General features: G+C 32.3%; 17 protein-coding genes. 10 read left to right on the forward strand and 7 right to left on the reverse strand.

Going from position 1 to position 23,395, the window contains the following annotated elements; all coding sequences use genetic code 11:
• Positions 1-159: 159 nt before the first annotated feature.
• The 3 genes from ABD816_RS04670 to ABD816_RS04680 all read right to left on the reverse strand — a co-directional run bounded on the left by ABD816_RS04670 (position 160) and on the right by ABD816_RS04680 (position 4,966).
• Positions 160-2,538, reverse strand: coding sequence for a TonB-dependent receptor domain-containing protein (locus ABD816_RS04670; RefSeq protein ID WP_344925169.1), 2,379 nt, complete (start codon positions 2,536-2,538; stop codon positions 160-162).
• 150 nt (positions 2,539-2,688) lie between these two features.
• Positions 2,689-3,723, reverse strand: coding sequence for a helix-turn-helix domain-containing protein (locus ABD816_RS04675; RefSeq protein ID WP_344925170.1), 1,035 nt, complete (start codon positions 3,721-3,723; stop codon positions 2,689-2,691).
• A 103-nt stretch (positions 3,724-3,826) separates the two neighbouring features.
• Positions 3,827-4,966: a helix-turn-helix domain-containing protein gene (locus ABD816_RS04680; protein WP_344925172.1), complete on the reverse strand. Its 1,140-nt coding sequence runs from the start codon at positions 4,964-4,966 to the stop codon at positions 3,827-3,829.
• A gap of 712 nt (positions 4,967-5,678) precedes the next feature.
• Here ABD816_RS04680 and ABD816_RS04685 point away from each other — a divergent pair.
• From ABD816_RS04685 to ABD816_RS04710, 6 genes are all read left to right on the forward strand, one after another.
• On the forward strand, positions 5,679-7,703 hold the full coding sequence (locus ABD816_RS04685; RefSeq protein ID WP_344925173.1) for a T9SS type A sorting domain-containing protein: 2,025 nt from the start codon (positions 5,679-5,681) through the stop codon (positions 7,701-7,703).
• Positions 7,704-8,218: 515 nt separating this feature from the next.
• Complete coding sequence (locus tag ABD816_RS04690) at positions 8,219-11,428, forward strand: M36 family metallopeptidase (protein ID WP_344925174.1); 3,210 nt, start codon at positions 8,219-8,221, stop codon at positions 11,426-11,428.
• 418 nt (positions 11,429-11,846) lie between these two features.
• A complete protein-coding gene (locus ABD816_RS04695; protein ID WP_344925175.1) occupies positions 11,847-12,431 on the forward strand; it encodes a HupE/UreJ family protein in 585 nt (194 codons plus the stop codon).
• An 83-nt stretch (positions 12,432-12,514) separates the two neighbouring features.
• Positions 12,515-12,946, forward strand: coding sequence for a deoxycytidylate deaminase (locus ABD816_RS04700; RefSeq protein WP_344925177.1), 432 nt, complete (start codon positions 12,515-12,517; stop codon positions 12,944-12,946).
• Positions 12,946-14,529 carry a S41 family peptidase gene (locus ABD816_RS04705; RefSeq protein WP_344925179.1) on the forward strand — a complete coding sequence of 528 codons (1,584 nt, stop codon included), beginning with the start codon at positions 12,946-12,948 and terminating at the stop codon, positions 14,527-14,529. Before ABD816_RS04700 ends, ABD816_RS04705 begins: the two co-directional genes overlap by 1 nt.
• Before the next feature lie 89 nt (positions 14,530-14,618).
• Positions 14,619-14,930 (forward strand): hypothetical protein, encoded by a 312-nt coding sequence (locus ABD816_RS04710; protein ID WP_344925181.1) that lies wholly within the window; start codon positions 14,619-14,621, stop codon positions 14,928-14,930.
• A 69-nt stretch (positions 14,931-14,999) separates the two neighbouring features.
• Here ABD816_RS04710 and ABD816_RS04715 read toward each other — a convergent pair whose 3' ends face one another.
• Together ABD816_RS04715 and ABD816_RS04720 are read right to left on the reverse strand one after the other, a co-directional pair.
• Complete coding sequence (locus ABD816_RS04715) at positions 15,000-15,200, reverse strand: hypothetical protein (protein WP_344925183.1); 201 nt, start codon at positions 15,198-15,200, stop codon at positions 15,000-15,002.
• Between the two features lie 58 nt (positions 15,201-15,258).
• The gene (locus tag ABD816_RS04720) at positions 15,259-15,831 is read right to left on the reverse strand and encodes a MarC family protein (RefSeq protein WP_344925229.1); all 573 of its coding nucleotides are present in this window, start codon (positions 15,829-15,831) and stop codon (positions 15,259-15,261) included.
• 202 nt (positions 15,832-16,033) lie between these two features.
• Between ABD816_RS04720 and ABD816_RS04725 the strand changes: the two genes are divergently transcribed.
• The 3 genes from ABD816_RS04725 (at position 16,034) to ABD816_RS04735 (ending at position 20,194) form a co-directional block, all read left to right on the forward strand.
• The gene (locus tag ABD816_RS04725) at positions 16,034-16,603 is read left to right on the forward strand and encodes a DUF3109 family protein (protein ID WP_344925185.1); all 570 of its coding nucleotides are present in this window, start codon (positions 16,034-16,036) and stop codon (positions 16,601-16,603) included.
• 77 nt (positions 16,604-16,680) lie between these two features.
• Positions 16,681-17,313: a hypothetical protein gene (locus ABD816_RS04730; RefSeq protein ID WP_344925187.1), complete on the forward strand. Its 633-nt coding sequence runs from the start codon at positions 16,681-16,683 to the stop codon at positions 17,311-17,313.
• Positions 17,314-17,371: 58 nt separating this feature from the next.
• Positions 17,372-20,194, forward strand: a complete 2,823-nt coding sequence (locus ABD816_RS04735; protein WP_344925189.1) for a CHAT domain-containing protein — start codon at positions 17,372-17,374, stop codon at positions 20,192-20,194.
• Here the strand turns inward: ABD816_RS04735 and ABD816_RS04740 are convergent.
• Both ABD816_RS04740 and ABD816_RS04745 read right to left on the reverse strand, forming a co-directional pair.
• Positions 20,191-20,922: a tetratricopeptide repeat protein gene (locus ABD816_RS04740; protein ID WP_344925191.1), complete on the reverse strand. Its 732-nt coding sequence runs from the start codon at positions 20,920-20,922 to the stop codon at positions 20,191-20,193. The two genes, ABD816_RS04735 and ABD816_RS04740, sit on opposite strands and share 4 nt — an antisense overlap.
• The gene (locus ABD816_RS04745) at positions 20,912-21,466 is read right to left on the reverse strand and encodes an RNA polymerase sigma factor (RefSeq protein WP_344925193.1); all 555 of its coding nucleotides are present in this window, start codon (positions 21,464-21,466) and stop codon (positions 20,912-20,914) included. The genes ABD816_RS04740 and ABD816_RS04745 overlap by 11 nt, the downstream gene beginning before the upstream one ends.
• A 233-nt stretch (positions 21,467-21,699) precedes the next feature.
• On the opposite strand from ABD816_RS04745, the gene ABD816_RS04750 reads away from it, so the two are divergent.
• Positions 21,700-23,025: an OmpA family protein gene (locus tag ABD816_RS04750; protein WP_344925194.1), complete on the forward strand. Its 1,326-nt coding sequence runs from the start codon at positions 21,700-21,702 to the stop codon at positions 23,023-23,025.
• Positions 23,026-23,395 lie beyond the last annotated feature (370 nt).

Raw genomic sequence — 23,395 nt, forward strand, 5'->3', positions numbered from 1 at the left:
ATTGAACTTGATTATATATAGACCTCTCTTTAAGAATTGTTAGAATTGCAAATTATTTCCAATATTTAAATATTGGAAATAATTTTTTTATTAAAAATCTTGTTATACTCAAATCAAACATTTTTCCTTTTTAATACCTTAATATTAGTGATAGCTTCTCTAATTTGCTCTTCTGGTATCCTCATCATTACCAAATTTTCTATTCTTAACATTCACTTTTTTATTACCAAAGCTATAACTCAAAGAAAATCGTACAAATCGATTATTTCTGTTTTGTCCATATACTTGTCTTACTCCGTTAACGGTAGAAGCTAAATTATTAAGACTAGACGTATTAAAAACATCTTTGATATAAAGCGATACCTGCAGGCTTTTGTCTAAGAAAGTTTTGGATGCCCCAATATCGATACTATACCTTTCACCAATGGTAAAGATATCTGATTTTCCTGCAGAATCATATGTGGCATCCAGTTGTAGCTTAGTAGTATTATTTAATGTAAAGCTATTCGTAGAAGATAGGTTATAGGAAAATCCATTTTGAGGAGATGCATCAATAGGTTTTATGAATTCTGATTGAATATTAACTAATGTAACACTGTTTTGACTTTGTAACCATTTAAAGGTGTCAAACAAATAGCTTTCGCTAATACCATATGTGTTTTGATTATAAAAATTTTCACGAGTTACAATTTGAGTTTGAGTATCAATAGCCGAAGTAAAAATAATGCCAGATGCATCGATGGTTCTATTAAAAAAAGCAGCAGTAGTTAATTTGTTCTTGTATGTATGTTTAAATTCAAAAACATCAGTAAAAGAAGGTTGAAGAAAAGGGTTTCCCTGACTGAAGGTGTTACTACTTACATATACCCTGAATGGATTTAAATCCTGAAATCTTGGTCTACGGATTCGTTTTCCATAACTAAACGACATAGTGTTATTTTCGTTCTTAGTATACGATATATAAGCGGTAGGAAATAACTTTAGATAATCATTTTTATTTGTTTCATTAAGATTTTCAGAAAACCCTTCAGTCGTTGTATTTTCTACTCTAAGCCCAGCCTGAAGACTCCATTGGTCATTTATTTTTTTTGATCCATTCACATAGACTGCCTGGTTTTTTTCTACGTAGTTGAAAACATTAGAGGTGTTCTCATCTAGTTGAGGTATTCCGGTCTCCGTATTGAAGTTCTCAATTTCACTATTACTTTCTGTCGAGCTGATACGGAATCCATAAGAAAGATTCATAAAATCTAATGGGTGTTCCATATCAGCTTTTAGGCTTATATTTTCAATCGATTGTAATGAAGATGTTATAGCGGCAGCGTTGATGTTTAAAAATTGCATATCAGGAGAAAAGCTTTCTGTTCTAAATTCACGCTCTTGTTCTGAACGATAGTTAAAATAATCAAGATCAACAAACAACTTTTTTTCCAGGGTATCGATTTTTGTTATAGTGTGCATATTGATCAGGTGATTGTCTATGGTTTGTTTACTAGATCCATTATTTATTAATAAAGAATCTAATATATTAGAGGCGTCATAGATATTAGAAATTGTTTTATCTCTAATATCCGGTTGTCGATAATTTCCTAAATATTGAATTCCGATGGTTGTGTTATTGGTCAGTTTATAGTCTAATAACAAGCGACCTGAGATGGCATCCTGATTATCCTTTGTAGTGATGTCAATATCCCAGTTGCTTTCAGGATAATATACCTGAAAATCTTCTATACCTCTTAGTGATCCATCTGTCTTATCTAAACTCAATGAAATATTCCACTTATCTTTATTATACAATAGATTGTTTCTGAGGGTCAAAAAACTATGGGTATTTATGTTCTGAATGGCAGATGTTGTATTTTTCCATGAGTTTTGAGCCCCTTTTTTAAGTACAATATTAATAAGTCCGCCATTACCGGAAGCCTCATATTTTGCAGGTGGGTTGGTGATTACTTCTATTTTTTTGATATCGTCTGCTGCTATCGAATTCAGGTAGCTTACTAATTCGGCACCTGTCAATGGGAATATCCGTCCATTGATCATTACTTGGGATGTTCCTTTTCCCAGCATACTAATCCCATTATCATCTACACGTAATCCAGGGGCAATGCGCAACGCATCCAGAGCATCACCACCGGTGGCAGCCAGATTGTTTTCTATATTGAAAATAATTCTATCGGGTTTTTGTTCTATTAGTTTTTTGGTATATGATATCACAACCTCATTGAGGGTATTGGCTGACTCCTGTAGCATAATTTGACCGAGATCAATATCCTTTTGCAAGTTAATTTCTTTATGATACTCTTCATATCCTAGAAAACTAATCACTAATTCATAATTTCCTGCTTTAGCATTTAGGGTAAAGCGTCCATTTTCATCTGTAATTCCTCCAGTGGTTATAGTTCCATCTGATGATAGCAGGACAGTATTAGCCCAAACAATAGGTTCTGTGTTACTAGCTACTTTTCCAGTTAACTGTACTTGTGCATTTGTGAATAGTGGTAAGATAAATAATGATAAAATGATAGCAAGTCTCATAATGATAATTTTGTTGATTTTTGTTTTGACAAATATCTCCAAGACTCTTGTGCTGTGCGACCGAATATTAAAAGTCGAACCAATTTCCTCTATAGAAATCAGTTCGACTTTGTTTGTTAGACGTCCGACTTTTTTGTAACTAATTGATAATTAGTTACTTTTTCGGTAGGCAGTAGGGGTAGTTCCTGTATGTTTTTTAAAAGCAGTATTAAAAGAAGATTTAGAATTAAATCCTACTTCGTAAAGAATTTCAAGAACGGTTACCTGTTTTTTTGAAGTATCAGAAAGAATTTCTGTTGCTTTTTTGATACGATATGAATTGATGAAATCAAAAAAATGCTGATTTAGATGTTGATTGATTAGTACTGATAATTCTTTTGCAGGCAATCCAGTTTGAAAAGCTAGTTTTTGAACGGTTAAAGATGGATTCAGATAAGGTGCTTCTGTATCCATGTATTCTTTGAGTACTATAATTTGATTTTTGATAGCATCTGAGGCTTCATTTTTTACTACTTTCTCAGCCATTATTTCTTTAGAAAGTTTCAGCTCTATAGGAATTCCTCTAAACAGTTTAGGAGAATATAAAGCTTTTAGAACCAGCCAAAATGTAAAAAAAAGACCGTATGATAATAAAAATACTCTTGCTACATTAGTCACAGTATCAGATTCTGTTTCCCTTATAATGCCTTTGGTAAAAGTTAAAGCCTGTCCTATTAAAATAAAAATTAATAATTGTTTCAACCAGCGGTACTTATAAAAAGAAGTTTTATCAGTAAAGTTTTCTAATAATAACGAACGATATCTTATGATATAATAAATTTCTGCAATCAAATAAACAATCTCCAGCAGATAACCTTTTTTCCTTAGCCAAACAGACTCTTCTGACTGTCCAAAATTTTGTAAAAAAATGATTTGATCGTCGTGACTTACTAAAAAGAAATTGGGAGTAAGTATTATCATACTAATTAACCAAGGTGCTGTATGAATAAGATGTTTGGTTTTTAGCTTAAAATCTGAATAGATCAATGATAAAAAGTATAGAAAAAGTAAAGGATCTTTAAAATCCGAAATTTGAATCCGTAACATTTCTAAGATAGCTGGTAGATCCATGAATCTGCTATAAAAAAACACACTGATATCGGTAGCAGTTACGAGTAAAAATGTAGATAGTAAAAGATTACTCAATCTTTTTTCTGTCTTAACCGTCAATAAAAATATAGCAAATAGTATAAACAGTATACAAATAATGAAACTGATTATACTTATGATTTCTGGATTCCCCATGGTTCTAAGATACTAATATATTTTTCTTACGATATAATGTAGGAGTGGTACCTGTGTGCTTTTTGAAAGCAGTATTAAAAGAGGATTTAGAATTAAAACCTACTTCATACAGGATTTCTAAAACAGTTACTTGTTTTTTTGAAATATCGGTTAAAATATGTTTGGCTTTCTCAATACGGTAGGCATTAATAAAATCAAAGAAATGTTGTCCTATGTTCTGATTTATCAATATCGATAGCTCTTTAGCCGGTAACTCAACGCTACTAGCCAATTCATTGATGCTTAAAGCAGGATTTAGAAAAGGTTCTTCAGATTGCATATAGCTTTTTAATCTTTGGATGGAATCATTATTTTCATGTACCGGAGCTGATTGTGTACTATCTTCAGGATTGAGATGACTTGCTAATTTTAGTTTAGAATCTACACTTTTAAAAACATCAGGATAATTCAATGCTTTTAATACATACCAACAGAAAATTAGTAGTTCTGTGAAAACTAGTATGACTTTTGTCCAGTAGTAAATATGGTTGTCATCAGAAAATTTGTATATATTTTTTAGTACAGCAAAAATGTGCAAGATGAAAATAACACTTATTAATTGAAATAACCAGTTGTAAAATGAGATGGAAGAATTTGCGTAATTCTCCAAGTATAGTTTTTTAGAGCGTATCAGCACCATAAAAGCTGCGATTAAATATGAAAATACTTGTATGTGAACAAGTATATGTATCAGCTTATTCTTGAGTGATTGTGATAGTTCTGAAAGTAAAATAATGGGTGAGTAAGGATCTACTCCATAACTGCCAGAGAGCACCAATAAATTCGCAATGATATACGGAATTATATGAATGACATGAATCTTTTTTAAAGTAAAATCAGAATAGCAAACAGATTGCACATAAAAATAGAGCACAGGTGACTGTAGAAATACGGTCATTGCTATTGCTATACTCAGTGTCTTAAAATTAGTATGAAGAATGGTAGATATAAAAATATTGTCTAGCGCACAAAGCAATAGAAAAATACCAAAAATAGAATTGCTTAAACGGTTTTTTGTTTTAGTAGTGAAAAGAAAAAAAGCAAATAACAATCCTATAAATAATGAAAGTACACTGAGGATAAGAAGCAAATTGAACTCAATCATTTTTTAAATAACAATTATTTGGGAAAGCAAGTTGAGAAGAAAACATTATTTTATCAAGTTATTACCAAATCATTTTTAAAGAAATGTATGCTAAAGGCGGGAAATTTGTCAAACATCGATACATTAATTGTAATAAAATCAGTAAGAACAAATTGTATAGTAAATTAAATTCTAGAATATGTAAGAAAGAACACGCTAGTAATTTTATGGTTTACGTTATTTATTTTATCAATAGTGTTCTTTTAAATATATAGGCTGTATTAATTTTGGAGGATAGAACAATGAAAAATAAATAAGGTGCTAAACACGGCTATTGGGGGATAGACGCGCTTTACTAAAAAGGTTTAGCTCTTGACTTTTTTTCAGCATATATGTGTAAACACCTTTTCTTTTTTAAGATAAGGTGTTTTATTTTTGATACCTAAATTTAATTTTCTTTAGTAGTGAACTATATGAAATAGTATTGGACTCTTATAATTAATTAACGAAAACAATTTTTCTTCAGGGCGGTTACTTTGTAAAGATTAGTAGGGCGTCTACGTCGTAAATGATTTTATTAAATATGAGAGAATCATTTTAATATCACTTTTGTGTAAAAATTTACAATAATATAAAATCACGACGTAAAGGTAATAGTTACATCATCTATCCTTGATTTTTCCTTAAAGTAGCGTGTAGCGTTGCGTTTTATTTTTGCAAGAAAATCACACCAATGAAAATTCAATTTCAACTTACACTTTTTTTATCAATCGTTTGTTTCTGTTTTGTAAAAGCACAGAAAATTAAATATCAGCGAAATTCTGTAATCGAAAATACTACTAATACTGCAGCATTTAATCCAGAGTTAAAACCTTTTTATCATGGAGTAGCCTCTGGTGATCCATTAGAAGATCGCGTTATTATATGGACAAGGATAACTCCAGAAGATGAAAATCCAATAGAAGTATCCTGGTATGTAGCTACTGATGCTAGTTTTTCTTCCATTGTCAGAAGTGGTACAGCCATTACCAATTCTACTGTAGATTACACGATAAAGGTAGATGTAGATGGACTCGCACCAGCTACTACATACTATTATTACTTTCAGACAGCAGAAGCAAATTCATTAATCGGTAGAACGCGGACCACACCATCAGCAGTAGCAGATCAATTACGTTTTGCAGTGGTTTCCTGCTCTAATTATCAGGCAGGGTATTTTAATGCTTATAAAAAAATTGCTGAGCGAAAAGATCTGGATGCTGTTATACATCTGGGAGATTATATTTATGAATATGGAGCTGGTGAAGGTACTTATGGTTATGATGAATCCAGAGCAGACAGAATCAATGAACCAGCTAATGAAATCTTAAGTTTAATTGATTATCGTACCCGTTATTCTTTATACAGATTAGATCCGGATCTTCTCGCAGCACATCAACAGCATCCTTTTATTGCTATTTGGGATGATCATGAAAGTGCTAATGATTCTTATAAAGATGGTGCAGAAAATCACGGAGAAAATGGAAGTGATGAGGGAAGTTGGGAAGATCGAAAAGCAATTTCTAAACAAGTATATTTTGAGTGGATGCCTATTAGAAATGAGGCAAATCTCAAAATTAATAGAACAATACATTATGGTAATTTAGCTGACATCATTAATATCGATACTCGATTAGAGGGAAGAGATGAACAAATTAATGATGTTACCGATCCATTATTATATGCCAGTGACAGAACATTATTAGGAGAAGATCAAAAAAATTGGTTGTTTAATGAATTACAAACGTCTACAGCTACCTGGAAAATTATAGCGAATCAAGTAATTTTTTCTGAGTTTAATGTAGGATGGGCAGCACAGAGTCCGCAGACTCCTGAGCAATTAGAGAGTGTGTTTTTGGATATTTGGGACGGATACCCGGCAGAAAGAGATTTGCTAATCGATTACATAGAAACAAATAATATTAATAATACTGTTATTCTTACAGGAGATTTTCACAGTACTTTTGCATTTGATGTTAGTAAGAGACCATCTATGTTCAGTCCCGGAGCTCCGGATAGTATAACGTATGATGCAGAAACAGGTATTGGCTCGGTAGCAGTAGAGTTTGCAACACCAAGCATTACTTCTGCTAATTTTGATGAAAATATAGGCGCAGAAGCTAGTGCAGGAATCGAATATCAGATTAATAAAGAAATACCAAGTAATGGTATTAATCCAAACCCTCATATGAAATATAATGATTTGGATCAGCACGGATATTTTATTTTGGATTTAACTGCTAATAAAGCACAAGCAGATTGGTTCTATGTCAATATTCTTGATGCTTCAGATAACACAGAGACGTTGGGAGAACATTGGTATACTGAGGATTCACAAAACAGATTATTATCAGCTGCAATGCCTAGTGCAGAAAAAACAAATCAACCTGAGCTAGCTCCTTTAGAAGTCCCTGCTTTTAATTTAGGCATTGAAGAGGTGGAAACACAAGCCACAGCTATTTTTAGTATTTATCCCAATCCAATATATACAGATAATAAAAACCTGACTATACAATATGGTATACATAAAACTACTTCTCTGGCTGTTGATGTATATGACCTTGATGGAAAACGTATAGTGAGACTTATAGAAAATGACAAGGTTACTCCAGGTATATATTTGGAAACCTATTCTTTATCATCACTTACAACGGGAACGTATTTTATTAAAATAGTATCAGATCTTACTATGATTACAAGAAAAGTGGTCGTATACTAAACTATATCAGTTTTTAATGTAGATACTATTTTTTTGATTGTGTGGAAGATATTACTAAATGAGTAACTGCAAAAAAGTGTTTGATAATTTCTATTCATATATTTCTGACTTTTTAAAAGGAATATACACGATCAGGTTTTTGATAAGAAAAAAGAATTAATTGTTTATGTTTTGTATTGTTTTATTAAACAAAATTAAAAAAAATGACCTCTTTGGATGTGCTTTTCTTAAAAAAGTAACATAAATTAAAACACTTATACCATAATAATTAAAAGGTATAATAGTAAAAAAGGTTTGGGGGTATTGACAATACACGTCATAAGAAACTCTAAATTCCCCAACATTAATGGTGTCTAACTAACAATTGGTAGTTAATTTTTAGAAAAATTGTTTTTGAATAAAATTCAGGTATTAGAGGTTGATTGAATTGAATTTCAGTCTCTTGAATTGAGTTTGTGTCATACGTAATTAAGTTTTTGTTAACTTTAAATAACACAAATTCAAAACTATATTTTATGAAAAAAATTTACACGTTTGCCTTGTTGATCTTCTTATTCGGGCAAACAACTTTTGCACAAAACAACATGGACGGTATCGTCCAAAACTATTTAAATGGTTTGGTAACGACTTCCAAAATGAAGGCAGATGATGTCTCAGAATGGAAAGTGACAAACATTGTTCCTTCATTAAACCCTGAAATACAACATGTATATCTTCAGCAGTATCATTTAGGAATTCCGATACAGTATGCGACTTATAAACTTACTGTTAAAAACAATGAAAAAGTAACTTGGGAAATTAATCAGTTTGTTCAGGATATTCAATCTAAAGTAAGCTTTAATAAGTCGTCTCTTTCACCAGAGGCAGCTATAATGAAAGTAGCTAAAGCTCACGGTTTGCAAACTCCTGCATTATCAGCTGCAAAAATGAAATCCTCTGGAGCGAGAGCTTATGAAGATTCTGGAATTGCATTGCAACCAATTGAAGCAATGCAGGTGTATGTTGAGCAAGATGGAAAGCTTAACTTAACCTGGAGGGTAAGTATATACCAAGAAGATGGTCAGCATTGGTGGAATGTTAATGTTGATGCAGCTAGCGGTGAGATTTTACATACAGAGGATTGGGTAATCAGCTGTAATTTTGGCACATCTGATCATACATCACATGACCATGGATTCGTAAAATCTGATGAAAAAAGTAAGACAACTGTAGTGGAGAATTCCACTGCTGCTTTGGCTCCTGATTCTTATAATGTGTATGCCATGCCTATAGAAAGCCCGAATCATGGGGATCGTTCTATAGTAGTAGATCCGGCAAACTTAACAGCCTCTCCCTTTGGATGGCATGATACTAACGGAGTTGCGGGAGCAGAATTTACAATAACTCGTGGTAATAATGTATGGGCACAAGAGGATACGAATGGTAATAATGGAACAGGTTCTTCTCCATCTGGAGGCGCAAGCTTAGATTTTAATTTTCCATTAAATCTGAGTGCCTCCCCATCGACCTATTTGGATGCAGCGATTACTAATTTATTTTATTGGAACAATATTATGCACGACGTATTTTATCAATATGGTTTTGATGAAGCTAGTGGTAATTTTCAGGAAAATAATTATGGAAACGGAGGAGCAGGAAGTGATTCTGTTAATGCAGATGCACAGGATGGAATTTCAACAAATAATGCCAATTTTTCTACACCAAGTGATGGAGGTAATCCAAGAATGCAAATGTTTTTATTCACCAACCCTACCAGAGATGGAGATCTAGACAGTGGTATAATAGCACATGAGTATGGTCATGGTATATCTACCCGATTGGTTGGAGGACCTGGTTCTAATGTTCTGGGAGGATCAGAACAAATGGGAGAAGGATGGTCAGATTGGTTTGGTTTAATGGTTACAATGAAAGAAGGTGATGTAGGTACTACTGCTAGAGGTATGGGTACTTATGCTATCGGTCAAACTACTTCTGGAGGAGGAATCAGGCCTACTGCTTACTCTACAGATACTTCTATCAATGGTACGGATTATGGAGATATAGGTGGTTTATCAATACCTCACGGAGTAGGGTATGGTTTTGCTACCATTTTATGGGATATGACTTGGCTTTTAATAGATGAGGAAGGATTTGATGAGGATATCTATAACGGAACCGGAGGTAATAATATAGCATTAGCTCTTGTAATAGAAGGATTAAAAAATACAGCAAATAATCCAGGGTTTGTTTCGGGAAGAGATGGAATCCTACAAGCGGATCAGGATTTATATGGAGGGCAGTATAATTGTTTAATCTGGACAGCGTTCTCTGCGAGAGGCGTTGGGCTAGGGGCGAATGAAAATACCAATGGAGGAACTAATACAAGTTCAGATCAAAGCATATCTTTTGTAAACGGATGTGATGATGTACCTCCTCCCGTTGAAGAGTGTGAAGGCGATGTATCAGTATTCCCATTTAGTGAAAGTTTTGAAACTAATATTGGAGAATGGTCACAAGCTGCTTCAGGATCTGCAGATGATTTAGACTGGGCCAGAGATTCTGGAGGGACTCCTTCTACAGGAACGGGACCAAGTAGTGGAGCAGATGGTACCTTCTATTTATATGTAGAAGCCTCTGGAAATGGAACAGGTTTTCCTAATAAAACAGCAATTTTAAATTCACCGTGTTTAGATTTTAGTACACTGGATACTCCTAGCCTTACCTTTCAATATCATATGTATGGTAGTGCTATAGAATCTCTTGCAGTTGAAGCCAGAATAGATAATTCAGGAGATTGGATATCTGTATTTAGTGTCGCTGGTGATCAAGGTGATGTTTGGAATACAGCAGAAATCGATCTTTTTGCATATGCAGAAGAAGGAAGCGTACAACTTCGATTTAATGCTGTTACAGGAGATGGTACTAGTGGTTGGCAAAGTGATATTGCAATTGATGCAGTTAGTATTCAAAATAGTACTGTAGACCCTCCATCAGAATGTGAAGCTATTAATTTTGATGATTTTCAAATAATTGGCTTTTCCAATCAAGACGCTTCAGGAGATTTTTCTGCGGCAGGAACTACTTTATCACTACAAAATAATACGTGGAAATATATAGCTCTTGATTATATCGTAACAGCTAGTACAGTAATAGAATTTGATTTTAGCAGCACATCACAAGGAGAAATTCATGGAATTGGTTTTGAAGATGATAATACATTAACATCTACACAATATTTTAAAGTTCATGGTACACAGAATTATTCGCTGACAAATTATGATAATTATGTTAATGGAACTACGACGTATGTTATTCCTGTGGGAGATTTCTATACAGGTAGTATGGATCGATTGGTGTTTATAAATGATAATGACGCGGGATCAGGAAACAATTCGGTATTCTCCAATGTTAAGATTTATGAAGGCTCTTGTAATGATTCTGTAGGAATCATAGCTGGATTTGGAAAAAGCACGCCAATTCTTGGAGATGAAGATGAAGGGGTTATATCTGCAATACAAATTTCTCCTAACCCTTTAAGAAAAGGAGGATTGCTAGAAGTTCATCTCTCTGGAAAAACAGCGTCTAATACTTCATATTCTATTATAAATATGGTAGGACAAATAGTTGGAAAAGGTATGCTGGATACTAGCGGTTTTATATCCATGAGTGGTATGGAAACTGGAATGTATATGCTAAGTATACAGAATTCGGAAATGAAAGAGATCAAAAGTTTTATTATTGAATAATAGATCTTAAATACGATAATGAAAAAGCCACCGGTTAAGGTGGCTTTTTTTAATTACCCAAAAGCCTACAATCCCAATTAATATAGCGCCAGTAAAAGAAGGATTCTATAAGATGGCAAAATCAATACCTGTATCAATCCAGTTTTGAATATTCGTTTTTATTTGTTTGATTTTTGGTGACTTGTTAGACTAAAGCTACCGTTTAAAAATAGAAATACCAATATTACTGTATATCACTTATCTTTTTTTGATAGGAGCTAGTTGCTTAGTAAAGAAAAGACACAACTAATTTTTATACAAAGCTGTTTTTAATTAAAACAAGAATCAAAGGCGTTTTGAGATTCGTTTATTTTAAATCATAATTAACAGTTGTCATAAATTTTAATTGTACATTGGTCTTCTTCAAAAAAAATATTTTATGTCCGATTTTTGGCTTTATTTAAAGCTCGGTCTGCATCATGTTTTGGACTGGCATGCATATGATCATATATTATTCCTGATAACCTTAACGGTTGGTTATACTTTTGATAATTGGAAAAAAATTTTGATGTTGGTTACCCTGTTTACTTTGGGTCATACGGTCTCATTATTTTTGGCTACTTATGATGTAGTTTCTGTTAATGCTAAAATAGTGGAGTTTTTGATTCCTATAACTATATTGGTAGCCGCGATATTTAATGTCTTCACGGCAGGAAAAACAGAGAAAAATAGTAAAAGTACTGTCATATATATTACAACTGTATTTTTTGGTCTAATTCATGGACTTGGTTTTTCTAGTTATTTTAATGTGATTAGTAGTAATCTTAGTTCTAAGATTTTGCCTTTACTAGAGTTTGCACTTGGTATAGAAATTGCGCAACTTGTGGTGGTTTTAATTGTGCTTATTATTACTTCTGTGATCCAGATGGTTTTTAGATTTTCTAAGAGAGATTGGATATTAGTAATTTCATCTATTGTAATCGGAATGGTGATTCCTATGATATTGGCAAATAAAATATGGTAATTAATTGTCAATTAAGGTTGTATTTAAAATATAGTCATAATATATTCGTGGTTTGAAAACTACTTGATGTATTGATTTTACACATGCCAAAGAAAAAACAACTTAAATATGACAAAGCCTATCTTAGGATAGCCAGAGAATGGGGTAAATTATCTCATTGCGAAAGAAAAAAAGTTGGGGCTGTTATTGTTAAAGATAGGATGATTATTTCTGATGGTTTTAATGGTACACCAACAGGTTTTGAAAACCCGTGTGAGGATGAAGAAGGATATACAAAATGGTACGTGTTACATGCAGAAGCAAATGCAATTTCTAAAGTTGCTTCTTCCACACAATCATGTAAAGGCGCTACCTTATATATTACATTATCGCCTTGTAAGGAATGTAGTAAATTAATTCATCAGGCAGGAATAGAAAGAGTTGTATATCAGACAGGTTATAAAGATAATTCAGGACTTACATTTTTAGAAAAGGCAGGAGTTATAGTAGAAAAGATTACAGATTTAGACAATTAATGAGTTATTCAAAGAAATACTTACCATTATTTATTGGTGTGGCCATGGGTGCAGGAGTTTTTTTAGGAAGCAAGCTTGATTTTAGCAATCCATCGGCAAAGTTATTCTCTTATAATGCAAAAAAAGAAAAACTAAATCGTCTCATTGATTATATAGATTATGAGTATGTTGATAATATTAATACAGATAGTATTGTTGATGTAACGGTTAATAGAATTCTAGAAAATCTGGATCCACATTCCGTATATATTCCTCCAGAAGAATTAGCTGGTATTACAGAAAGTATGCAAGGGGATTTTATTGGTATTGGTGTTAGTTATTACCCATATCGTGATACCATTTCAGTTATAAATACAATTAAAGGGGGACCTAGTGAACGATCTGGTATAAAAGCAGGGGATCGAATTCTCATGGCCGATAATGATACCTTGTATGGTGACCGACTTAGAGAAGAAGGATTAGCAAATAAACTAAAGGGAGAATTAAATAGTCAGGTACAACTTAAGGTATATAGAAAAGGTACAGGAGTTTTTGACGTAGTCGTAAAACGAGGTAAAGTACCTTTGAGAAGTGTGGATGCCAGCTATATGTTAAGTGACAGCTTAGGCTTAGGGTATATTAAAGTAAACCGATTTGCAGAAACTACATATACAGAGTTTAAAGAAGCATTAGATATCTTACAAAGAGAAGGAGCAAAGAAATTAATCATCGACCTTAGAGATAATGGTGGCGGTTTTATAGCTCCTGCACTAAAAATGGCTGATGAATTCTTAAAAGATGATGTGTTGATGATGTTTACCAAAAATAAAAAAGGAGCGATTGATGAAAATTATGCAACAGGAAAGGGTAGTTTTGAAAAAGGGGAGATATATGTACTCATCAATGAAAATTCTGCATCTGCCAGTGAAATTTTTGCAGGAGCGATCCAGGATAATGATAGAGGAACCATTGTAGGACGAAGATCCTACGGAAAAGGGTTAGTGCAACGCGAAATGGCTCTGGGAGATGGTAGTGCTATTCGTTTAACAATTTCTAGATACTATACCCCTACAGGACGTTCGATCCAAAAATCATATAGTAATGGTAATAAAGAATATTTTAATGAATATCTGAAAAGGTATGAAAATGGAGAATTGCAAAATGCAGATAGTATTCAGGTAGCAGATTCATTAAAATTTAAAACTCCAGGTGGTAAAATAGTGTATGGAGGTGGGGGAATTGTTCCTGATATCTTTATTAGTAAAGATACCACGAGAGTAGGAGAAACTTTAAATTATATGCTTCGTTCTGGTAGAATGGGTGGTTATATATTTGAAGAATTGGATAAGAAAAGAGCTTTTTATAATGAATTAACAGAAGAACAGTTTAAGACAGAAATAGAGATAGATGATGATTTTGCGGATGGATTCTTATTATATGTTAAAAATGCTGGTGTGGATATTGATCTTCAGGATTATAGAGAACAGCTTAAAAAGTATCTAAAAGCGATCATGGCACAACAACTATTCGGTACTGATGCCTTTGAAAAAATAATCAATCAAGACGATAGTATGATTCAAAAAGTAATGTCAATTGAAAAGTAACACGATTTAAATTACAGTAAACCAATTATCTTTTATTGATTTATGATAGCAAATAATTTCTGTAAAATGAATATGAGAAGGTTGTATAAATGTCAAAATTAATAGAATATATAGTTGCTATTGCAGTATGTTCTCCGCTTTTTTTCTTTATTTTAGCGGTGGTTTTTAGGCTATTAGATAATAGTACTTCTATATTTTTAGATCACGATATTCTGGTGGATTCTACCTATGTATCCCGTGATTTTATAAAAGAACAAATAGTATCGACAGAAGATATAAAATTAAAAAAAGAGCTGAAACGAGCATTACTGTATAGAAAATTGCATAATCTTTTTATAGTATTAGCTGTATTATCTCTACCACCGGTAATTATTACTTGTTTTTTAATTTATATGAGTTAATTGTAAATATATGTCTTCGTGGAGGAAACCATTAGGATATTCTTCTAATTAATGGAGAGATTCTTATTCTTATTTATTCCCAACCTTTTTATTAATAGCTCTACTTACTAATAAAATAGAAAGTAAAACAACTACGCAAGCTGTTGCAAAAATACTAATTAAGGCGGTTTTACTATCGCCTATAAGAAGATGTTCAAAATCTAAAAACGTAATATTATAAATCAGTAAACCACTAGCAATAACAAGTAATAAATAAATAAAGTATTTCATATATTTTGAATTTAATATAATATTTTTTTAAAGCACATTTAGTATCAGTTTATCAATACTAAAAAAGTCCTTTAATGTTTGCAGTAAATAGTTTAACAGCAATCGCAAGTAGGATTACTCCAAAAACTTTACGGATGACACTAATGCCTTGTTTGCCCAATATCTTTTCGATTTTACCAGATAATTTAAGTACAATATATACAAAAACAATGTTAATGACAATCGCAATAATGATATTAATAGTATCGTATTCTGCCCGCAATGATAATAGCGATGTCATAGTTCCAGCGCCAGCGATTAATGGGAATGCAATAGGAACGACTGCAGTCGTTTCTGGTTGGTCATCTTTATAAAGCTGGATGCCCAGAATCATTTCTATCGCCATAAAAAAAATGATAAAAGCACCTGCCACTGCAAAAGAATTGACATCGATTCCAATGATATTTAAAATTTCTTTTCCTACAAATAAGAAAAGAATCATTAGAACTCCAGCCACAATAGATGCTTTTTCACTTTGGATATGACCCGCTTTCTTACGTAAATCAATAATAATAGGAATACTTCCTACTATATCGATAACGGCAAAAAGTATCATGCTAGCCGTTAAGATTTCTTTAAAATCAATCTTCATTTTGAATGGGATTTCAGTATTGTGCAAAAATACATAGACTAAATTTTTAAAATTGTAATTTTTTAGAGAATCTTTGCTAAAAATTTAGAATTTGTTAGAGGTTATTACTGCTCAACATAGAGATTTTATGCGGCCTTTTTTTATGGAATGTGGTATTATGCTGTAATTAGGACAGAATTATTTTAAAAACTATCTTCGCATTATGTTTCAAATAGGAAAAACAATCGTCTCAGAGGAGATTATTCAAAAAGACTTTGTATGTAATCTTTCTGCTTGTAAAGGTGCCTGTTGTATAGATGGTGAAGCGGGAGCACCATTAGAAGAATCAGAGACCAAAAAACTGGAAGAAATATATCCTGTAGTGAAGCCATATTTGAGGAAAGAAGGTATTGAGGCTATTGAGGCTCAGGGAACCTCTGTAATAACTGCCGATGGAGAACTTGAAACACCGTTAATTGATGGGGCAGATTGTGCTTATGTAATTTTTGATGAGAATGAAACTGCTCTATGCGCTATCGAAGAAGCGTATAATCAAGGAGAGGTAAATTGGAAAAAACCAATTTCTTGCCATTTATATCCAGTAAGAGTACAGGATTATACAGAGTTTTCTGCAGTAAATTATCATAAATGGGAAATTTGTGATGATGCCTGTACTTTAGGTAAAGAATTACAAGTGCCTGTATATAAGTTTGTAAAGCAAGCATTGGTTCGTAAGTTTGGTGAAGACTGGTATCTGGAATTAGAAAAAGTGGCAGCAGATCTTAAAAAATAATTCCTTATTTTTATTGACATAGTGTTAACCCTCCACATTTTTATACACTAATAAAAAAACCAATAACAATAATTTTTATGAAAACAATTGAACTTTGTTTGGGAATGCTGTTCTTATTAATAGCTCCTATTAGTTGTGATAGTGATGATGTCACTATAGAAAATGAGGATCCTATTGCCATCGCAATAGAAAATGGCGAAATAGTACTCGATTTGCAATTAGAAGTGTATTCGCTTAATACCACAGTGTATAATTTAGAACAAAGAATGGAGGAATTGCAGATTCTTTTAGAAGAAGATCCCGATAATGATAATTATTTAGGAGAGTTAGAAGGGATTGAAGAATCTTTGGGACCTATTGAAGAGAGAATTTCAATACTTGAGGATCGTTCTGGCACCTTTGATTTCCCTCCATTACCATTCCCGCCAGTATGTGATACGGGTATTTGTCCGGCTCCTAGATTTATGAATATGAAACTGTTACTTGTGCCAGAAGACACAGAAGATTTTACGCTTTCATTTCAGGATGTAGAAACAGGAGAAGATTTTTATGTATTCGATAATTTTTCTACCAGTACTATTCAGAATGGATTTAGAGAAGCTACGCTGGATATAGATGTTAGCGAATTACCAGAAATTTTTAGAATAGTAGGGTATAAAATTGAAGAAGGAATGCAGTATGATATAGATTTCAGAGCTACTTATCAGTAGTTATACCTTTATTTAATTTATTATATTAGCCTTTATACAAAATATAAAGGCTTTTTTTATGAAAAAAAGTATTATTCTCTATCTTCTATTGTCATTTTTTAATTGTTGGTCGCAAGACTCAGCAACAGAGGAGATGAATCAATGGTATCAGCGTTATCTTACACATCAATATCAGAATAAGGATAGCGCAACTTTTTATTTTGATAAGATTTTTGATCTCGCTAAAACAAAGCAACAAATAGGTAATGTATTGGGTATTTTGAATTATCAAACCATTACAAATAGTTATCATTTTGATTTAGAAAACCTAAGGGTGAATATCAAAAGAATGGATTCTGTAATTAGTAATACCAACCAAATTGATACTGTTACCTATATTGATGCGTATCGTAATGCCTTATTATCAGCAAAAGGAAATTACTACTATAAGATAAATGATTATCCCAGATCTAAATTGATTTTAGAATCTATACTAGATAAAATTGCACAAGGGAATGATGCTGATTCTCATTTTAATCAGGTAACAAAGATTAATACATTGGATAATTTAGCTACCATTGCGATTAAAACTCAAAAAAAGGATAGAGCTTTAGAAATATTCAATGCTATACTAAATATTATAGAACGTAATCCAGAAGCTTTTGCAGAACAAAAAGTAAGTTACAATCTTAAATTTTCAAAAAGTTTAACGGAGTTTGGAGATTATGAAGCCTCAAAAAAAATTCAGCATACACTGATAGATAATCTAAAAGGTTATTCTAGTGAAAAATCTTCCAACTTTATAAAATCCAACTATCAAAATTTAATTCGTAATTATCTTCTTCAAGATAGTATTGATATTGCACTCAGATACATTGAGGAAAGTAAACAGTTTTATAATAAAGAGGATCCTTTTGAGAAACAATTAGATCTTTTAATCGGGGATGTGTATTTAAAGAAAGGTGATGTAGAAAAAGCAGTAAGGTATTATAAAAAATCATTAAGCTCTTTTAAAACATACAGAAATAATAAAAAGCATGAAGATATAGCATCAGTTTATGTAAAATTGGCGAATCTTGAAAGGCAAAGAAGTAATTTTTCTGAAAGTTTTCTGTATTACCAGAAGGCATTGCAACAGCTTTCGCCACAATTTACCAATAATACAATTACAGAGAACCCTGATCCGTTTACTGTGTCGTCTAAAATTGAATTAGTTAAAATACTAAGAGAAAAATTAAATGGATTGCTAGAGGGGTATAAGAAAAAGAAAAATGATGAATGGTTAAAAGCTTCCTTAGATACTTCTTATGACTTGATCACTGGGCTGGATGCTCTTAAGCCCGAATTTGAAAGTAAAGTAGATAAACAGTTTTTACTTACCCAGATGTATCCTTCATTCAATAGTATGATTGAGATTGCTTATCAGTGTTATGTAAATACACAAGATGAAAAATATATTAGGGATGCATTCTATTTTATGGAAAAAAGTAAGAGTATTTTACTATTAGAGGCAACTCGTAGCTCGCAGGCCTTTGAGTTTGGAAATGTTCCCAGTACAATTATTGATAAAGAACGACAATACAGAGCGACCATTATCCATCTTGAAAAACAACAATTTGGTAAGAAAGAAAACACAGCTATTTCTAATGCTATATTCAAAGTGAAAAATGAGTATTATCAATTCATTAAAGATTTGGAACAGCAATACCCAAAGTATTATAAACTTAAATATAAGACAGATGTGATTGATGTGCCAGAAATTCAAACAAAAATCAACGGTCATAGAGCAATAGTTACCTATCATGCTACCTTAAATAGTTTGTATAGTATTACAATTTCTAAGAATGACATTAAGTTTAATCGTGTTGTTTTTGATCAACTGCTTAGAGATGAGATTACCTCTTTTTATCAGCAATTATCGAACCCCAAACTAAATCAAATCAAGGAATTAAATACTTTGAGTTTGCATCTCTATCATCGGGTTTTACAACAACCATTAGAAGGATTAAATGTTGATAAATTAACAATTATTGCAGATGATGTGTTAAATTATATTCCTTTTGATGTATTGTCCTTCAGTAAGCAACCTTACGATTATTTGGTAAAGAAATATGATATTAGTTATGCTAATTCTGTCACATTGTTGTCAGAAGCATCTAATACCGTGAGTAAAAAGGGTAAGTTAATTGCATTTGCTCCTACCTTTAATGGTTCTTTAACAACAGCTCCTGCTATCGCAGAAAGAGGGGATTTTGGACCTTTATTGTACAATACAGAAGAAGTAACTAATATAACTAAGTACTTTGATGGAAGCGCTTTTGTAGGTAATGAAGCTTCTATAGCATCTTTAGATACATATATGAAAGAGTCGACAATTATTCATTTTGCCACTCACGCTGTTGCTAATGATGAAAGTCCTGATTATTCTTATTTGGCATTTGCATCTGATACTACAGCGTTAGATTTGCTATATGTAAAGGATGTGTATGGGTATACTATCCATACTGATATGGTCACACTTAGTGCATGTCAGACAGGTATAGGAAAGCTTCAGAAAGGAGAAGGGATGCTTAGCCTTGCCAGAGGATTTAACTATGCTGGAGCTAAATCACTGGTAATGACACTATGGAAAATTAATGATCAGACTACCGCAGAATTAATGGATTACTTTTATAGTGGATTGAGTGAAGGGAAATCAAAAGATAAGGCATTACATGATGCCAAATTAGAATACCTTAATGCAACAGAAGACGATTTTTTAAAACATCCTTACTATTGGTCTGGTTTTGTTATTTCTGGGGACATGACTCCTTTAACGTCAAATTCCTTTAGTCTTTGGTGGCTACTCGTACTTATAATTCCAGTATTGCTTGTTTTTATTAAAATATGGAAAAAGAATTAGTTCAGCTTTTTTAATAATATTTCTGCTGATCCCTTTTTGAAGGAGCCATTTTGAACAATTTCATTTAATAAAATGATCGCTTCCTCATTTCTTTTTTCTTTTATATATGCCAGTGCCAGATACCATCTTCCTCTTTCTGATAATTCATCATTATAAGACAGGTGTTTTTCTAATAAAGGTATTGCTTTTTTAATCTGATTATCAGCTAATAAGGCATTTGCCTGATATAATAATAAATAAGATCTCTGTGTAACAGTAAATAACGCTTCAAACTGTACTGCTGCATCTTTATAATTCTTATTTTCATACAAAGTAAAAGCCTTGAATTCATCACTATCCTCATTATCTCCACGTACAATAGGGGTGACAACATTTTTATAAGGTTCAAAATTAGACGCGTATAATTGATCTGTATTGGCGGCAAAAGGATTAAAAAATGTGAGTCCAGCTATAACCGCAAGCAGTATAATGGATGCAGCGACTATGTATTTTTTATAAGCTAATAATGAAAAGACTGTAGGTTCATTATCAATTTTTGACTCAAAAACAGCCATTTGTTTTCTCAATGCTACTCTATCTTCTGTTCCGGCAACCACCTTTAAATTTTCAATTAAGGCAACATTTTTACTAAATATCGAACTATTTTCTAATAAACTATCAAATTGTTCCTTCTCAATTTCAGAAAGTGTTCCCTGCAAATACTTGTCTATCAATTCTTCATGTTCCATGTGGGCGGGGGTTTTTAATTAATTCTTTTAGAGACTTTAAACAACGAGATTTTTGACTTTTAACTACATTTTTATTTTCATAGCCTAAATTTTGAGTAATCTCATCTATAGTTAGTCCTCTATAATAGAATAAGGTTAACACTTCCTGACAACGTTTTCCTAACCTATTAAAATGTTGTCGTAATAATTGTTGTTCTGGAGTTAGCTGGGGTTCTTCAAAAACCTCTTCTATTGTTGAGGTTTCCTTATGTTCAATCGTATTTTCATAAGAGACTGTTTTTTTTTGTTGCCGGATATGATCATAAATTTTGTACTTACCAATACTAAATAGGTAGGTTTTTACAGTGCTTTTTATGCTGTCTAATTTACCATTAATTGCATGTTCCCTGAGTGCAATAAAAGCATCTTGATAGATATCTATTAAGGTGTCATCATCCAAATCATATTTTTTGGCAAATTGTAAAAAAGAACTTCGATATTCATTATAGAGCTTTTCTAATGCTTGATGATGTCCCTTTTTTAGTATAGTTAGTTCTTCTTTCATATACGACGACTTCTACTTTTAGGCAGGCCGGACTATTTTTTTAATGTTTTCCTTTTTTCAGAATAAATCCGATGATTAATAAACAAGGATAGGGTACATTATTTATCACCAGATAAAGGTATAACCCATTATCACCGTATAAGTGATTTCTCCCTTATCTATATATTTTATAGGTTCTAAAGTTAACCTTTTTTATAAAACACACACAAAGAGTTAAATTAAACCTTGTAATCATGAAAACAAAATATCAAGTAAACGGATTTATTCTATTCTTCTTTTTCTTTGGTTTAAGCTCCGTAGTAAACGCTCAATTTTGGAAAAAAATAGCAGAAACTGCCGAGAAAGCGGTAGAGCGGACAGTTTTAAATAAAACAGACGAAAAAGTATCTAATAAAACAAGTAAGACCATTGATGATGCTACAGATGTAGAATATAAAAAATCTAAAAAATCAAAAAACAAAGCAGTAATCTCGTCAGGAAATGATGAGTATGAAGATATAGATGCAGAAACTACTTTTGAGGTGTATTCTAAATTCGATTTTGTACCAGGGGAACGGATAATTGCATTTGAAGATTTTAGTCAGGATGCTATTGGTGATTTGCCAGCTAGATGGAATTCTTCTGGCTCTGCAGAGGTAGTGACTATAAAGAACGCAGAAGGACGTTATATACAAGTGACTACTGGAAAAGGGTCGTATGTTCCTGAGTTTATTACAGAATTTCCAGATAATTTTACATTAGAATTCGATATGGTATTTGATTTTGATGTTTCAAAGTATGCATTTAAAAGATATTTCTCTGTAGTGTTTTCTGATTTAGCTAACCCAGCATATGAATTGCAAAATAGTACGCCTGGAAAAAATGGATTTGTTTTCTCTGTAAGAGGAGGAATAGGAGGAGGTGGAGCAGCAGATATTCGGAAATATTCTCAGGACAAGCAGTTGAACTTATTTTCTGATAAAAAAATGGGTAAGTTGACTAAAGATAATAGGGGTAGGGGAAAAGTAATGCATATTTCTATTTGGAAACAGAATCAACGCATGCGTGTATATATTGATGAAGAAAAAGTATTTGATATCCCTAGAGCCTTTGAAAAGAATGTAACCCTTAAGAATCTAAAGTTCTTTTCTGAAATTTCTCCACAAGACACCTTTTTTTATCTGGGTAATATGCGATACGCTATTGGAGAACCGGATCTAAGAAATAAGTTAATATCAGAAGGTACATTAATTACATATGGTATTACATTCGATACAGGAAAGGCGACTGTAAAATCAACATCTTACAGTACAATTAAGAATATCGCCAATATACTTTCTGAAAATCCAGCTGTCAATATTTTAATAACCGGACACACAGATACGGATGGAGATGCATCCTCTAATCAAAAATTATCTGAAGAAAGGGCGGTTGCAGTAAAAAATATCATGGTGGAGACATTTGGTATCAATAAATCGAGGATTAAAACTTCTGGAAAAGGAGAGGAGTCGCCAGTAGCCGTGGGTAATAAACCAGAAGCTAAGGCAAAAAACAGAAGAGTGGAGTTTAAGAAGTTGTAGATCACATAAATCATACTAAAAGAAAGCAGGTGTAAGTAAATAATGAGCTTACCATAGCTTTATTCTAGAGATAGAATACTAATAAAAAGAGATGTTTAGAAACACTGTACACGTATTTTGTACAGTGTTTTGTTTTTTCATGATAAAATTAATTTTTTAAAAGTGAATATTAATACAAAAAAAATTGGGGTTTTTGATCCGTAATTTAACTGTGATTTTACGTTTATAATTTTGCTTTTTTTTAATGTTTAAAATCGTGGTAGTAGGTGAAAAATCGCTAGTTATTGAGGTTACTAACATCATGTTTATATCTTTCTTTTGGTATATTTAAAATATTGATAATCAATTATTTAAAAGCTTTGTTGTAAAA

This window comes from Aquimarina addita (genome assembly GCF_039539305.1).
Taxonomy (GTDB): domain Bacteria; phylum Bacteroidota; class Bacteroidia; order Flavobacteriales; family Flavobacteriaceae; genus Aquimarina; species Aquimarina addita.

Coding starts and splice junctions, on each gene's coding strand:
- ABD816_RS04670 (WP_344925169.1), bottom strand. CDS start 2,538: ATGAGACTTGCTATCATTTTATCATTATTTATCTTACCACTATTCACA.
- ABD816_RS04680 (WP_344925172.1), bottom strand. CDS start 4,966: ATGATTGAGTTCAATTTGCTTCTTATCCTCAGTGTACTTTCATTATTT.
- ABD816_RS04685 (WP_344925173.1), top strand. CDS start 5,679: ATGAAAATTCAATTTCAACTTACACTTTTTTTATCAATCGTTTGTTTC.
- ABD816_RS04690 (WP_344925174.1), top strand. CDS start 8,219: ATGAAAAAAATTTACACGTTTGCCTTGTTGATCTTCTTATTCGGGCAA.
- ABD816_RS04695 (WP_344925175.1), top strand. CDS start 11,847: ATGTCCGATTTTTGGCTTTATTTAAAGCTCGGTCTGCATCATGTTTTG.
- ABD816_RS04700 (WP_344925177.1), top strand. CDS start 12,515: ATGCCAAAGAAAAAACAACTTAAATATGACAAAGCCTATCTTAGGATA.
- ABD816_RS04705 (WP_344925179.1), top strand. CDS start 12,946: ATGAGTTATTCAAAGAAATACTTACCATTATTTATTGGTGTGGCCATG.
- ABD816_RS04710 (WP_344925181.1), top strand. CDS start 14,619: ATGTCAAAATTAATAGAATATATAGTTGCTATTGCAGTATGTTCTCCG.
- ABD816_RS04715 (WP_344925183.1), bottom strand. CDS start 15,200: ATGAAATACTTTATTTATTTATTACTTGTTATTGCTAGTGGTTTACTG.
- ABD816_RS04720 (WP_344925229.1), bottom strand. CDS start 15,831: ATGAAGATTGATTTTAAAGAAATCTTAACGGCTAGCATGATACTTTTT.
- ABD816_RS04725 (WP_344925185.1), top strand. CDS start 16,034: ATGTTTCAAATAGGAAAAACAATCGTCTCAGAGGAGATTATTCAAAAA.
- ABD816_RS04730 (WP_344925187.1), top strand. CDS start 16,681: ATGAAAACAATTGAACTTTGTTTGGGAATGCTGTTCTTATTAATAGCT.
- ABD816_RS04735 (WP_344925189.1), top strand. CDS start 17,372: ATGAAAAAAAGTATTATTCTCTATCTTCTATTGTCATTTTTTAATTGT.
- ABD816_RS04740 (WP_344925191.1), bottom strand. CDS start 20,922: ATGGAACATGAAGAATTGATAGACAAGTATTTGCAGGGAACACTTTCT.
- ABD816_RS04745 (WP_344925193.1), bottom strand. CDS start 21,466: ATGAAAGAAGAACTAACTATACTAAAAAAGGGACATCATCAAGCATTA.
- ABD816_RS04750 (WP_344925194.1), top strand. CDS start 21,700: ATGAAAACAAAATATCAAGTAAACGGATTTATTCTATTCTTCTTTTTC.